At 34.1% G+C, this 15,808-nt stretch carries 9 protein-coding genes; 8 read left to right on the top strand and 1 reads right to left on the bottom strand.

Translation table 11 applies throughout. The features are described 5' to 3' along the window. Positions 1-93 precede the first annotated feature (93 nt). The 7 genes from NEF87_RS22270 (at position 94) to NEF87_RS22240 (ending at position 12,010) form a co-directional block, all read left to right on the top strand. Positions 94-1,503 carry an acyltransferase family protein gene (locus NEF87_RS22270; protein ID WP_457917558.1) on the top strand — a complete coding sequence of 470 codons (1,410 nt, stop codon included), beginning with the start codon at positions 94-96 and terminating at the stop codon, positions 1,501-1,503. Between the two features lie 334 nt (positions 1,504-1,837). Continuing rightward, positions 1,838-2,446, top strand: coding sequence for a Rab family GTPase (locus NEF87_RS22265; protein ID WP_457917557.1), 609 nt, complete (start codon positions 1,838-1,840; stop codon positions 2,444-2,446). 201 nt (positions 2,447-2,647) lie between these two features. Further along, the gene (locus NEF87_RS22260; RefSeq protein WP_457917556.1) at positions 2,648-3,808 is read left to right on the top strand and encodes a hypothetical protein; all 1,161 of its coding nucleotides are present in this window, start codon (positions 2,648-2,650) and stop codon (positions 3,806-3,808) included. A 9-nt stretch (positions 3,809-3,817) separates the two neighbouring features. Further along, on the top strand, positions 3,818-4,804 hold the full coding sequence (locus NEF87_RS22255) for a CDP-alcohol phosphatidyltransferase family protein (RefSeq protein ID WP_457917555.1): 987 nt from the start codon (positions 3,818-3,820) through the stop codon (positions 4,802-4,804). Between the two features lie 103 nt (positions 4,805-4,907). Continuing rightward, entirely contained in the window at positions 4,908-6,527 is a 1,620-nt protein-coding gene (locus NEF87_RS22250) for a ThiF family adenylyltransferase (RefSeq protein ID WP_457917554.1), read from the top strand. Between the two features lie 140 nt (positions 6,528-6,667). Next, the gene (locus NEF87_RS22245) at positions 6,668-9,289 is read left to right on the top strand and encodes a PEP/pyruvate-binding domain-containing protein (RefSeq protein WP_457917553.1); all 2,622 of its coding nucleotides are present in this window, start codon (positions 6,668-6,670) and stop codon (positions 9,287-9,289) included. Between the two features lie 63 nt (positions 9,290-9,352). Beyond that, a complete protein-coding gene (locus tag NEF87_RS22240; RefSeq protein ID WP_457917552.1) occupies positions 9,353-12,010 on the top strand; it encodes a PEP/pyruvate-binding domain-containing protein in 2,658 nt (885 codons plus the stop codon). Between the two features lie 162 nt (positions 12,011-12,172). Here the strand turns inward: NEF87_RS22240 and gdhA are convergent, their stop codons facing one another. Next, positions 12,173-13,513: an NADP-specific glutamate dehydrogenase gene (gdhA, locus tag NEF87_RS22235; RefSeq protein ID WP_457917551.1), complete on the bottom strand. Its 1,341-nt coding sequence runs from the start codon at positions 13,511-13,513 to the stop codon at positions 12,173-12,175. Between the two features lie 880 nt (positions 13,514-14,393). On the opposite strand from gdhA, the gene NEF87_RS22230 reads away from it, so the two are divergent. Then, positions 14,394-15,650 (top strand): Glu/Leu/Phe/Val family dehydrogenase, encoded by a 1,257-nt coding sequence (locus tag NEF87_RS22230; RefSeq protein WP_371803715.1) that lies wholly within the window; start codon positions 14,394-14,396, stop codon positions 15,648-15,650. Positions 15,651-15,808: the final 158 nt, after the last annotated feature.

The raw sequence follows: 15,808 nt of genomic DNA, 5'->3' as shown, positions 1-15,808 counted from the left end.
AATTTTATTCTCAAATGATTTATAAGTATAATAAAATTTGAAACTAATGAAAAAGGAATTTAACGCACAGAACATAAAAAAAAATGAAGTATAATGAAAAATTCAGATGCAGTTTTCATAACAATCCTTTTATTGTCTTTTTACGCTTTGATCTTTACTATGGGGTTAGAATCACTCATCTTAACCCTGATTCTATTTATTTTTATGACAATTTCGATCATTGGAGCAATATTTATTAACCCGCGAATGAATGATACAATTCTTAATGACCCACTGATCGAGGAATCCAATGAAAAATTACCAAATGACTCACGATCAATTGTCAAATCCAAGCGGTACTTTCAAGTAGATGCTTGGAAGACTCTGATGATCGCTCTTGTTATAATGGATCACACCTTTACCCATACATTTTTACACGATTATGGATCATCATATTGGGAACGGATATCAATCCCAATTCTAATGATTGTTATGGGCTTTAATATGGGAAAATCATTTGATAAACAAGGATTACGGACTCTTAAAGAGATGTATAGCTTTTCCTACATCGAAAACAAAATGAAAAGATATGTGGTCCCCTTTTTGATTTTGTATCTCGCCCACACAGTTCTTTTTATATTTGAATCTGCAGATTTCTTCGAGACCAATGATGTTGTATATTATGAAAATTTTCAGAATATTTTTATTGGATATACTCCCTTCTATGGACCGGGAATGTGGTTTCTCCCCGTGCTCATGTCAACAATTCTGATCTTCCCATTACTCTACTGGTGCTATAAAAGGAACTCAGTACTTACCATTTTTGGAACATTTGTAATTGAAATATCATGGTACTTCATCAAGGCAGGTTTATACGGATATTTTGCTTGGGATAATCCAGCAAGAGTCATGACGTCTTATTTTTCATGTCATGTATTTGCACTATTTAGTGCAGTAGGAATGGGACTTTGGTTTTCCACTGATCACGATTTGTTATCACCTAGGAATTTTTTTATATGGCCCATAGGTCTATTATCCTTGATCTACATCATCATGTATCAAGAGTACGGAAATTGGTATTTTTTGACTGGTGATTATAATCTCGGATTTTTTCCCTATTCTGGTTTTCTTTTTTTAATTGGAATGAATTTTTTTCCAATGAATCCAAAAGGTAAGCTTAGTGATATTATCCGGCGTATAAGTAAATCAACTTACCATATCCTTCTCACTCAGATATTTTATTTTTCGATTGTTTACCAATTTTTCTTAACAATGTTTGATCCTATCGATCCCACTCCTGACATGTTTGATGGATCACCCCTAAATTATCTATGGTTCTATCCGTTGAATCTTTTAATTACTTTTTCAATCGGTATGGTATGGAATAAATTAGAGAATCAATTTTATCAGCGAGCTAAAGAAAACACCACTGCGAGTTCTATTTATAAAATCGCAATTGTTTTGGCCCTAATTTATTTTATTGTAAGGATAATTTTAATTGTGATTCTCTTCATAAAGTATTAGTTTTTTCTTTTTTATATCTTGTTTCCTTAATGCTTCTGCTAAACGAATTTTTCCTTCTTCTAATCAATAAAAGGACAGTTCTAAGGGAGTCTTCTTAGCTATCTCTTTTATGACCTTTTTTTCCATTGTCAATTTTCTTAAATATTGATTAAACATCATAGATATATATTTCCCATATTGAATTATGGCCAAAAATTCTTAAGATTTCTTAATTAAAGATACGTTCAAAGAAGGCAGATAAAAAAAAAACCTTTCATCCAGAAAAATCTTAATAGCTATTACAACCTAATTGATCATAGAAACGTTTAGGAATCCTAGGATAAGAATTTCAGTTATGACAGCATCAAAATCAAACTACAAACCCCCAAGTAATGTCCTTAAAATATGTATTTTGGGAGAAGGCGGGGTTGGCAAAACAACACTCACAAAACGGATGATTACAGGTATTTTTGATAGTAAAACTAAAATGACCATCGGAGTAGATTTCCATTTATACAAAACAGCAATCATGGATCCTTTTGCTCCTGAAGATGCTGATGATTTTGATTCCATTGAGATTGCAGCTCAAATTTGGGATTTTGCGGGAGAAGAACGATTTAGATTTATGCTACCACGTTACTGTAAAGGAGCGGTGGGAGGATTAATTTGTTTTGATTTAACCCGATTTAGCACCACAAAGTATATTCAAGAATGGTTTGAAATTTGGAAAGAGAATGCCCCTGCAGACGCCCCGATCATTTTAGTTGGGACAAAAGCGGATTTATTGAATTCTGACGAAGAAAAAGAAGTGGCAATGGATACAATGATAGATATTGCCCGTCAATTGAATTTAGATAAATTTTACACAATCAGTTCAAAAACAGGCAAAGATATTCACATTCTCACTAATGAAATTTTGAACGAATCCTACAAATTTAATATGAAGAAATTAGCTAATAAGTAAAATACTGGGCCGAATTATGTGTTGGTTCTCATTGTAAAAACACATTTTTTCCAAAAACTGGCCTCTTCTAGTTTTAAGTGATTTGTTGCCAATTGTCAATTATTGATGGAAATGGTAGCAAAAGTTAAAAATCAAATAGTTATTTATATAAATAGACATTTCATGAATTAAATTTTAATGCCTAAATAAATGTGAAAAAAAATGAAGAGTATTGTAGAAAATCAAGAAATTATGGACACCCCTGGTGAAATTGAAGGTAATCAAGGGCAAGAATATAAAATTGAACAGTTTACTCTTCACGATTCCGATTATAAAGAGATTTCTGACCTTATTACCACCGCTTTTCTAAATGATGAAATGGCTAAAAAAGAGGGAGGAGTCTTGATATTCAATGAAGAAACTTTTCGGAGAATTTTTGGTTCACCTTACTTGCCTAAAGATCTTTTTGTTAGAGCAATTCATATTCCAACCAATGAAGTAATTGGATTTATTGGATGCATACCACGAACGGTTCACTATCAAAATTCATTATTCGAATGTGCAATTCCAGCTTGGGCAGCAGTCCATTGGAAGCACCAACGAAAAGGAATTTCAGTTGAAATGGGGAAAGAAGTAAGGAAAATGTTGATAGAGAAAGGCTATAATATTGCTTTTTCCTTCCATGAACCTGAACAACATGGAAAAGACTTGAGTGCAGCAGTTTCACGGGAAACAGATTTAATCCCATTAAAGAGATTAGCTAATATTAACCATTTTTTAATCCGTATCTTTGATATCCAGAAAGTAAAAAAAGTTTTCAAATTAAAACGGTATGAACGATGGGGTCTCAAAATATTATCCCCTCCAAAAATCAAATATAAACCTAATTCACAAATTAGAAGATATGAGCCAGAAGATGGCCCAATTTTATTTGAACTAATGAGTGACCATGTAGAACAAAATGAAATGGCAATCGTTCATGAGGAAAAAGATTTTTTATGGTATTTAAATCAACCGGGAGTAAATTGTGTAGTTCATGAAAATACACATGGAGATGTGGACGGATTTCTTTTAGCGTGGGAATTTTTATTCGCAGGATATGGGGAATCGGTTCCATTTGGATGGTTAGATTTAGTCCACACTTACAGGTTAAAACAAACCGATGCAACAGATTTAGCCAAATTTTTGGCAATTCAATCAAAAGAAATGGGATGGGCAGGGATTCAGATGCCCTATATCAAATATTTTAATGCAATACCGTTTAAAAAAGCAAAATTCATCCTATTCCCAAAAAAAATTTATATTGATGCATTTTATCAAGAAAATCATTCAACTTTACCTCTTCCAGAAAAATTAAACACCTTTTACTTTGACTGGAGATAATTTTTTTTAATGAAATATTTGCAGAATGTGCACAACATGATTACAAGTACTGAAAAAATAGTAGAAGAATATAACAAAGGTGCCAAGCAAAACGGTGAATTCTTAAATGAGTTGATATACCGTCCAATGGCTTTTCCTTTAGTAATGGTTGCTAAAAAATTGAATATGACGCCCAATCAAATCTCCGTAATTGGCTTTATAATAACAATCTTGTCCGGAGTATTTATTGCCACAGGACACTTCTTTTGGGGAGGAATGATGTTGTTAGTTGGTCATGTTCTCGATAATGTAGATGGATCACTGGCAAGAAATTTGAAAAAATTTAGCAAAATCGGGGCTTACTTTGATGCAGTTTGTGATGTCTTAGGTTTTATGTTTGTGGTTATTGGTTTGATGATAGCAGAATTTGATACTCGAGGAATGTATGTTTTTGTGTATGGAATAGTGTTAGGGCTTTCCTTAGGGTTACAAGTGCTAGCCTATGATAATTTTCGTGCAAGATATGTCCAAGAATTAGATACTTATCAGAATAATAAGTTCGAGATGTTTTGTTTCCCTGAAGAACAAGAAGCCCGAAAACAGCGAAAGAAAGATCTCCACCCCTTTAAAATAATTGTCAAATTCATTACAAATTTTTACCAAGCAATCTCCCCAATCCCAAAATTAAATATTCCTGCTCAGCTTCCATCTGATGAAAAATTAAAAATCAAGACAGAATATCAAAAGATCTACAAACAAACGTTCTCGATTATGCATAAACTTTGGTCTTTTGTCGGAGGAACAGTGATTAAGACATTTTGCATTGTAGTTATGGTAATTGGAAAAGCAAATTTAATTTGGTTTGGAATGATCGTGGTCTTAAACGGGATATTACTTGTATTAATCATTCTTCAAAATATTCTCACCTACGTTTTTCGATTAAGAGTGCGAGATTTATTTGGAATGAATGTGACGTCCATGTTCAATCCTTTTACTGGCAAGCCAATTAAAATATAATTTTTATATAGTTAAAATCATTTTTTTCATTTTCATTTTCATCTAAGGATATTTATTTTGCACGAAATTTCTTTAAAGATCAAAAGCCTAGTAATTTTTGACAATGCCAAATAAATCTGTTGAAGTTAAAAAAAGGAGTCTTTCTCAGGAAGAACGAGAACGCACAAAACGGCAAAAACTAATTGAGGGATGGGATCAGAATATCGTTAAAAACTCCACCGTTTTTATCGCAGGTGTTGGGGCTTTAGGCTGTGAAATTGCGAAGGATCTTGCCCTTGCAGGTATAGGAAAATTGATCCTATGTGATTTGGACACAATTGAAACCAGCAATTTATCACGCCAGATGTTATTTTACAAGGGAGATGAAGGCAGATACAAAGCAGAAGTCGCCGCTGAGCGACTAAAACTTATGAATCCTTTTATGGAAACGGAAGTATATACAATTCCCCTTCAGAAAATATCAATGGAAAAATATTTAGAATGTCAAGTAGTCATCGCAGCTTTGGATAATGTTCAAGCACGCATGGATCTAAATAAATTTTGCCAAAAGTTGAAAATCCCACTAATTGAAGGTGGGACCGTGGGTTTTGAAGGACATGTCCAGGTGATTCTGCCTGAAAAAACAATGGACAAATTCGGAGAACCAATTCCTTTTGGAAATGAAACAAAAAAGATAGATAGCATATTTCAAGAGAAACTTTGGGCATTAGAAGAAGAAAATCATCCGCAATATTTCTTAGGAATGACAGAAATAGAACAGCTTGAAGATAAAATTGCCCAAATTAAGAAGGAAAAAATTACTCCAGTTCTAGAAGATTTAAAGAAAGAGGCAAAAGTTGAATTTTTAGAAAAACGAGACGAATTGTGTAATTTTACACCTTGCTATCGATGCGTTGTCCCAATCCCCCCACCGCTTAGAAATCAAGTCGCAGCTTGCACATTAAAAGGAATTCCACGGACTCGCGAACATTGTGCTATTCGAGGGGAAGTATTATTTTCAAAGAAATTTGAGAGGAAACCCGATTATAACAATAAAATAGAAATGACTGAAACATTAGCATTCGCTCAACAAGAATTAGAAGAGTTGCGTGCAAGAGTGTTAGATGAGAGTATTCCCCCCGAATATAAAACTCAGATTTCTTCTGAAGAAGTAAGCCAAATAAAAAAAAATATTTTGCACACTTTTGGAAATAATTTTGAATTAGAAGATATGGAAAATATCTTAGGAAATAAAATTCCAGCGATCCAAAGTGTTAGCTCAATTATTTCTTCGATTCAATCTCAGGAAGCAATTAAATTAGTTTTCTTAAAAGCAGGAAAAAATGTTGGACCGATTATGGATCCTCCCTACATCAATTACAATGGAGTATACGGAATATTTGATCAAGTCGATATTTCGAGAATTGACTCATGCGTGGTTTGTGGATCTGGAAAAGGACAGGAAAACTTAACCGTTGCACTTCCAAAAGAAAGCACTGTATCCGATTTATTCAAGGCAATGAATGAAGTGAATTCTTCCATCACTCTTGACGGTTGGATGATTACCAATCCCTTGACGAAACAATTTGTCTATAACCCCCTCTTTGAAAAAGGACGAACAGGTCCACAAAAGCTGGAAGAATTTGAATTGAAAAATTTGGATGAAATAACATTGACTGCTTTTGGGAAGAAAAAGGAAGAGAATGAGATAAAACAATTCAATGTTATTCTTCAATTATTGTAATCCATTTTAATATTGAACTTAATTTCTTTTTTTTTTCATATTTTTTTAGTTTTTTTTTTGTTTTGAATAGGGATTCTGAGAAATATCTCGATATAAAAAGTGCAGAATTATTACGTTAAAAATCATATTTACTAGTAGATATGAAAAATGTCGATTTGAATTTTAGTACGGGGATTCTTCCATTAGACTCAATGCTTCACGGATTGAAACCAGGCGATAATGTTGTTTTACGATTAGAATCAATAAAACTTTTTATCCCATTTGTTCACCGCTTCACTCGTCAAGCATATGCTGAAGGAAAAGAAATCATTTACTTTCGATTTGCACTCCATGAACGATTAGTCCCTGAAGATGTGGAATATCATATCTATCATTTAGAACCAGAAAAAGGATTTGAAAACTTTGTTTCTCAAATAATTTCCACGATTGAAAAATTCGGTATCGGAACATGTTATGTATTCGATTCTCTAAGTAATTTGGCGGTTGATTGGTATAGTGATGTCATGGTTGGAAATTTTTTTATGTTAACTTGCCCTTATCTTTACAAATTTGATACTATTGCCTATTTTGCTCTCATGCGAAATCGCCATGAAATAAATACAATAACTAATATTCAAAAAACGGCCCAAGTTGTTCTCGAAATTTATGAAAATGAAGAAGAGATATATATACAACCCATTAAAGTAGAAAAAAGGTATTCCCCAACCCTTTATATGCTTCATAAATGGGATAAAAAAGAAAATTCAGAAGATGTCATTTATCCTGTTAAAGAAAGTGCAACAATTGCCAAAATATTAGCGCGAAAATTGCAACCTTGGCTTGATTTTCGTGGGAAAAAGCAGGATCTATGGCATATCACATTTAAACAAGCGCAAGAAACTTTAGAAGGCATCTTATTGGGAGAAATATCACCCGTACAAGCGAATATTTTTAAAAATCGTTTATTAAAGATGGCAATTGTCCGAGACGATTTACTATTCATTTTAGCGGTGAATTATTTTGAATTAGAAGATTTACTAGCCATTGGAAAACGTCTTATAGGTACGGGACTAATCGGTGGAAAATCGGTCGGAATGCTTATCGCACAAGCAATTTTAAAAAAGGATGATCCAAAGTGGGAAGATATTCTTGAAATTCAAGATTCTTTTTTTATTGGATCCGAAGTATATTATTCCTTCTTGGTAGAAAATGATTGCTGGTGGGAAAGAAGAAAATTATGTGCAGAAGAGACCTTTTTAACGAATTTAGAAGAAACGAACCAAAAAATAATGGCTGGAGTATTTCCCCCTCATATAATGGAACAATTTGAAAACATGCTCGATTATTACGGTCAAGCACCAATAATCGTCAGATCAAGTAGTTTGCAAGAAGATGCCTATGGAAATTCATTTTCAGGAAAATATGAAAGTGTTTTTTTGGCGAATCAAGGACCACCTGAAGAAAGAATGGAAAAATTTCTTCAAGCAGTAAAAACTGTGTACGCTAGTACAGTAGGAAAAGATGCTTTAACATATCGTAAAATGCGAGGATTGATAGATATGGACGAACAAATGGCGCTACTTGTCCAACGTGTCTCCGGATCAATATATGGAAATTATTTTTATCCTCAAGCAGCAGGGGTGGGATTTTCTTTCAATCCCTATGTATGGGATCAAAGAATAGATCCTAAAGCAGGTTTTATTCGATTGGTTTTTGGATTGGGAACACGGGCAGTAGACCGAACCGACGATGATTACACTCGATTAGTTGCTGTCAATTGCCCCACTTTACGTTTAGAAAAATCATTTTCTGATATATTGCCTGTTTCTCAGAAAAAGGTAGATGTTCTTGATCTTAAGGAAAATCATTTAACAACGCACCGCTTTCGAGCTGTAATGAAGGAAAATCCAAATATTCCTATTGAATTGTATGCTGAAAGAGATGCAGAACTTGAAAAAAGAGCAGAAGAATCAAATCGTCCAATTCCTTTTTCATTAGTTCTAACTTTTGATCGTCTATTAAGAGAAACAAATTTCATCAAAGATTTTGGTAATATTTTAAAAACATTACAACATGCCTATCAAACTCCAGTTGATGTTGAGTTTTCCGTGAATTTTTTCAAAGATCAAAAATATAAGATTAATTTATTACAGTGTAGACCATTCCAAATCAAATCTCAAATAAAAATAATTGATTCCCCTTCAGAAATTGAGTCAAAAGAGATTATTATTAAAACTTCAGGACCGATAATTGGAACAAGTATTGCCACAACTCTAGATCGTATAATATACATCGTTCCTAAAATTTACGGTCAAATGGGCATGCGAGATCGTCATGAAATTGCGCGTTTAATTGGAAAAATTAATCATCACCCTTCTTCAAAGAAAAAGAAGATCATGTTATTAGGTCCAGGTAGATGGGGAACTTCATCTCCGAGTTTAGGAATTCCAGTAATATTTGCGGAAATTAATCAAGTGTCAATAATTTGTGAAATTGCAGAAATGCATTCAGGGTTAATCCCCGATATTAGCTTGGGAACCCATTTTTTCAACAATATAGTTGAACTTGATATGCTCTATATAGCATTGAACCCTGAAGGAAAAGATAATTACTTAAATCGGGATTATTTCGTCTCAGAAAAGAACCAACTTTTGGAGATTATACCAAATGGTCAGCAGTGGGAACACGCAATCAAAGTTATTGATCCCCCCCTGATCAATAAAGAAAGAGAAGTCAAACTAAACATGAACTCAATTACTCAAATTGGTTATTGTTATAAATAATTTAATGGACAAAAACCTCCATTTTTTTAACCTATATAAAAAAAAAATAGGATTAGTTCTAATATGAATAGAGAAGAAAATAGTACGTCAAAAAACGAGAAATTCAGCACAGGAATATTTGGGTTAGACAATATCCTTAAAGGTATAGTTCCAGGAGATACTTTAGTATGGCAAGTGGAAGATCTTCAGAATATAAAACCGTTTGTTTATAATTATGCACGGAATGCAAATAAAGAGAAAAAAAGTTTTGTCTACTTCCGATTTGCAGAACATTTTTCTTTTATCCCAAATGATAGTGCAGGAACAATAATTTATATTAATCCAAGCGAAGGATTTGAACATTGCTTATCAAATATTATTAGGGAAATGAGTGGAAAGGGGAAAGGAATTTATTATATTTTTGATCATTTAACCAATTTAGCCGTCGAATGGTTCAGCGACGTAATGATTGCAAATTTCTTTGTATTAATTGCACCCTTTTTAAAAAAAAATGATAGTATCGGATATTTTATAATTAAAAGAGATAGTAACGCATCCCATTCTATAAAAGAAATTCACAATGCAGCTTCAATCGTGATAAATGTACATAAAAACGATGATGGAGTGTTTATTCACCCCTTAAAAGTGTTAAATCGACATTCATCCACGATTTACATGCTACATCAATGGATAGATCCGACTGATCCTACAGGAGATTTTATCCCGGTTAATCAAAGCGGAATTGTTGCAAAAACCTTATCAAACACGCCAATTTCAGAGCTAGATTTCACTATTCGAAGAATGGATTCTTGGTTTTTACTCTTTAAACAAGCCGATGATGTTCTAAAAAGCATAAAAAAAGGACAAAAACCTGAGATCAACCCAGAACTTTTGAAAAATAAAATTATGCGACGAATGTTTGTTCAAGATGATCGAATGCGCGTTTTAGCAGTCCAATTTATTACTTTGGAAGATCTACTGATAATCGGCAGACGAATGATTGGAACGGGGCTTGTGGGAGGAAAAACAGTTGGATTGATATTAGCCCGAGCCATTTTACGGAAAAATGAACCCGAAATTGCGCGCAAATTAGAAAAACACGATTCTTTTTATATAGGATCTCACTTATTCTATAGTTATTTGGTTACGAATGATATTTGGTGGGATCGTAAACGACTATCCAATCCTAACACTTTTTTGCAAGGTATAGATGAAGCTAGAGCAAAAATAATCAATGGTACTTTTCCAAGATATATCTTGCGCCAATTTTCTGAAATGTTACATTATTTTGGCCAGTCACCTATTGTTGTACGTTCAAGTAGTCTTCAAGAAGATGCCTTTGGTAACTCCTTTTCTGGAAAATATATGACTATTTTTTGCCCAAATCAGGGACCACCAGAAGAAAGATTACGAAATTTTGTCAAAGCAGTAAAAGAAATCTATGCTAGCACCATTAATCGTGATGCTTTGCAGTATCGTCGTTCTCGAGGTTTGTTGGACAAAGATGAAGAAATGGCTCTTTTAATCATGAGGGTTTCAGGTGTGAAATATGAGGATATATTTTTCCCGCATCTCGCTGGGGTGGGGTTTTCATACAATCCATTTGTGTGGAATAAGAAAATCGATCCCAAATCGGGATTTCTCCGAATGGTTTTTGGACTTGGTACCCGCGCAGTAGATAGAACGGATGATGATTATACGAGATTAATCGCTTTAAATATCCCTGATTTACGAACCTCCTCGAATGTCGAACAAATACGAAAATATTCCCAAAATAAATTTGATTATATTGACTTAAAACAAAACCAATTTTCCAACAATCACATCTACAAAGTGGCTCCGAAAATTGAAGAATTACCGTTGGAACTTTTCACAACCACGGATAGGGGTTTAGAACAAAGGATGGAAAATGCAGGAAGAAAAGATGTGTTCACCGGAATTCTCACTTTTGATCCTGTGATTTCAAACACAAATTTTATCAGTACAATGAAACGTTTAATGGAATGTTTGCAAGAAGTCTATGTCAACCCCGTCGATATAGAGTACACAGCCAATTTCATGAATCCATCGGATTTTCGCATAAATTTACTCCAATGTCGTCCTTTTCAAGTTCATAAAGAAATCCACAAAATAAAAATGCCAGAAAATATCCAAGCAAAAAAATTAATCTTTGAAACCAATGGGCCAATAATTGGAACGAGTCGGGCAATTTTAATAGATCGAGTTATTTACGTAGTCCCAAATATTTATGGAAAATTGACTACCCGTGAAAAGTACTCCATTGCAAGATTAATCGGAAAATTGAATGAGTTGTCAAATTCTAAGGGACATAAAATTTTATTGCTAGGACCTGGTAGATGGGGAACAACCACGCCAAGTTTAGGAATTCCTGTAAATTATTCAGAAATAAGTAATGTCACTGTGATGGGAGAAATTGCCGAAATGCATGACGGCCTTGTTCCCGATATTTCGTTAGGAACTCATTTCTTCAATAATATCGTAGAAGACAATATTATTTACTTTGCCATGAATCCAGATAAGGGCGATTTCAAACTAAATCGCACCTTTTTCCATACAGTCCCCAATATTTTGAAACAACTGTTTCCTGATTACGAGAACTGGTCCTATGCCCTTAAAGTGATAGATGCAGATAAGATGGAAACAGGACAAAAAATTCATCTTACCTTGGATTCTTTGACTCAAAAAGGTGTTTGCTATTTGAAAGGCAAAGTGAAAGAATAATAATTTCCATTTTTTCTTGATTCAATATCAATTAATGTTTAAATTTTAGAGTTGCTCAGTTAAAAACCAACAATGATCTAAAATTACTTTGATTTTTCAAAGGATATCATATTATTAAGGAAAAGAAAAAAATTTGAACTATTTTAAATCAAGTTCAGAATATTACCAGTGGCCTTGAGCGATCATTGCATTTGCAACTTTCATGAAACCAGCAATATTGGCACCTAAAACATAATTTCCAGGCTCACCATATTCTTTAGAAGCAGCATAGGATTTGCTATGGATACCAATCATAATATCATGTAATTTGCGGTCCACTTCTTCCCTTGACCAGCCAATCATCATGTTATTTTGTGCCATTTCCAATCCAGAAGTTGCAACACCACCAGCATTGGCTGCTTTACCTGGACCAAACGCAACACCTGCTTTCAAGAATAGGTTGGTTGCTTCAAGAGTAGTTGGCATGTTTGCTCCTTCAGAAACTGCAATAACGCCATTATCAATTAATTTTTGAGCATCAGAGGCGTCAATTTCATTCTGAGTTGCACATGGTAACGCAATATCAGCCTTAATTTCCCATGGGCGCTTATTAGCATAATATTCCACATTGAATTCTTCAGCGTATTCACTAATTCGCCCTCGTCGAACTTGTTTTAAGTCCAAGAAGAATTGGTATTTTTCTCCAGTAATACCTTCAGGATCATGAATATATCCACTCGAATCAGAGAGTGTGACAACTTTTCCACCTAATTGGTTTACTTTTTCTACAGCATATTGAGCGACATTACCAGATCCAGAAACCGATACGACTTTTCCTTTGAAATCGGTGTTTTTCACTTTCAACATTTCTTCAGCAAAATAAACTGCTCCATAACCGGTCGCTTCAGGTCGAATCAAAGATCCTCCATATTCCAAACCTTTTCCTGTTAACACACCAGAGAAATCTTGGGTAATTTTCTTATATTGACCATACAAATACCCAATTTCACGACCTCCAACACCAATATCTCCAGCAGGAACGTCTACTCGAGCACCAATATGTCGATATAATTCGGTCATGAAGGATTGACAAAATCGCATAACTTCATTATCCGATTTTCCTTTTGGATCGAAGTCAGAACCACCTTTTCCACCACCCATAGGCAGGCCAGTTAAAGAATTTTTAAAGATTTGTTCAAATCCAAGGAATTTAATTATCCCAATGTAAACACTGGGGTGGAATCGAAGGCCTCCTTTGTACGGACCAATGGCAGAATTGAATTGAATTCGAAATCCACGATTGACTTGAATTTCTCCATTATCATCAACCCAAGGAACTCGGAACATCAATTGGCGTTCAGGTTCTACTAACCGTTCCAATATTTTCTGTTTTTCAAAACTGGCACTCTTTTCAAAGACTGGTGCTAAGCTTCCAAGGACTTCTTTCACTGCTTGGTGAAATTCTAACTGTCCTATATTTTTTTTAACCACGTTGTGATATACTTTCTCTATGTATTCAGACATTAATAAACCAACTTTACATTTTGAGGATAGCTTGTTTTTTTGACTGGAAAAAAAACAAGATTGATCTTATCTTAAACCCAAAAATTTATAAATCTTTTCGTTGAAATGGGCAAAAAGTGGGTGAAAATGTAACCATTAGATCATTTTTTAGGCAATAATGAATATTGTCAAAAAAAGAATTGCCAATATTCGAAAAAATAGACTCATGTATGATTGATTTGCGCCATAACCAATAATGTCGATTTTAGTATGGATCTAATAGATTTCAATGAAAAAAAATGATAACCTCTTCAAAAAAAAAGACCTGAAATTTGATCATTTAGATACTTTTTTTGGATTCATAAGTATAATTTTGATTACTTTTCTCAAATAACTACTGCTCTGCATTTGCGTTCAAATACTATCCCTTCTAAATATATAAGAAAATTGGAAAATCTAATATGGGTAAAAGGTTATCATTAATCCTGATAAAATTTATCTTAAATCTAAAATCCGTATTCATTTTAATAGTTTTAACACATATCTACTATTTTTTACCTTTTCATTTTTTGATCGTTTTTTTTCATTTGAATTAAAATGATGATCACTTTTTGTTATCTTCCCTTTGAAAAAATTCCTTCCTTCCCATTTCAAACATTTCTCTTCACGGACAAAAAATACTTCCAAGATGTTCCAAAAGGAAGGGATTTATTACCCATTTTCCTAATATAGAGCATTTTTCGTTTCTTCTATTATTCATTTTCATGTCATTTAAATACCCTCTAAGATTTCTACACTTGAACTCGATCTTAGATTTGTGTGATTTCGATCGTATAATTGATGAATTTCGATCGATAGTCTGACTTTTTTAGGACCGATCATTTTGAGGAATGACAAAACCATGACTGGTGAAACTAATCCGTTTAAAAACGCTTTGAAGCAATTACGTATAGCGTGTGACGCAATGGGTATCAACGAAGATATCTACAACTATTTATCTCATCCACAGCGCATTGTTCAAGTATCTATCCCTGTCAAGATGGATGACGGCCATTTAGAAATCTTTGAAGGATTTCGAGTATTGCATAACTCTGCACGAGGACCTGGAAAAGGTGGTATTCGATATGCTGCCGAAGTCAACATGGATGAAGTGAAAGCATTAGCCACATGGATGACATGGAAGTGTGCTTGTGTTGGAATCCCTTACGGAGGAGCCAAAGGAGGAGTTACAGTGGATCCACGTAAATTGTCTGTTGGTGAATTAGAGCGCTTGACACGACGCTTTACCGCAAATATTATTAACGTAATTGGTCCAGAAACAGATATTCCTGCCCCAGATATGAATACTGGAGGACGAGAAATGGGCTGGATGATGGATACCTATTCTATGCAAAAAGGTCACGTAGTTCACGGAGTGTGCACCGGAAAACCAGTCGAAATTGGTGGTTCTTTAGGTCGAACTCAAGCAACTGGACACGGAGTCGCATTTTGTATGCACGAATATGCAAAACGACATAACATGAAACCTGAAGAATGCACTGTTGTAGTTCAAGGGTTCGGAAACGTTGGTCAATATACTTGTTTAACCGCGAAAGATTTTGGATATAAAATCATTGCCACTTCCGATATTTCTGGAGCATATTATAACCCAGAAGGTTTAGATATTGATGAAATGTTTGCATATATTTCTGATCCTGCACATCGCACTTTAGAAGGTTATACAAAAGCTCAAAAGATTTCAAATTCTGAATTATTAGAGTTGGAATGTACTTTCATGAACCCATGTGCATTGGAAAATCAAGTAACCGAAGAAAATGCACCCCGTATCAAAGCTAAATGTTTGGTAGAAGGAGCAAATGGACCAGTCACACCAAAAGCCGATGAAATCTTAGAAAGCAGAGGTATTGATGTCGTTCCAGACATTTTAGCTAATGCTGGTGGAGTAACATGTTCCTATTTTGAATGGGTACAAGACAGAATGGCCTTATTCTGGGATTTAGATCAAGTCAATAAAGAATTGGATAAAATTATGCTCCGAGCATTTGATGGAGTCCACGAATTGGCACAAGAAAAAAAATGTTCATACAGATTAGCCGCTTACTTCATTGCAGTGCAAAGAGTTGCTAAAGCAATTGAAATGCGTGGGATCTATCCATAATCAAATTATTCTAAAAAATATATTATTTATTCATTTTTTTAGTTTTTTCACAAAATTTTCAAATTATATGATCTTGTTTCGACATTTAGTCTGAATTTTAGTTACATGTCGCGTTTCTATGATTTATGATGTGATTCGTTGATACAAAAATGTCAGCT

It is taken from the genome of Candidatus Lokiarchaeum ossiferum (genome assembly GCA_025839675.1).
Taxonomy (GTDB): domain Archaea; phylum Asgardarchaeota; class Lokiarchaeia; order Sigyniarchaeales; family Promethearchaeaceae; genus Lokiarchaeum; species Lokiarchaeum ossiferum.
Note: the sequence above shows the minus strand (reverse complement) of the source record. Positions and strands in the feature narration are given on the sequence as shown.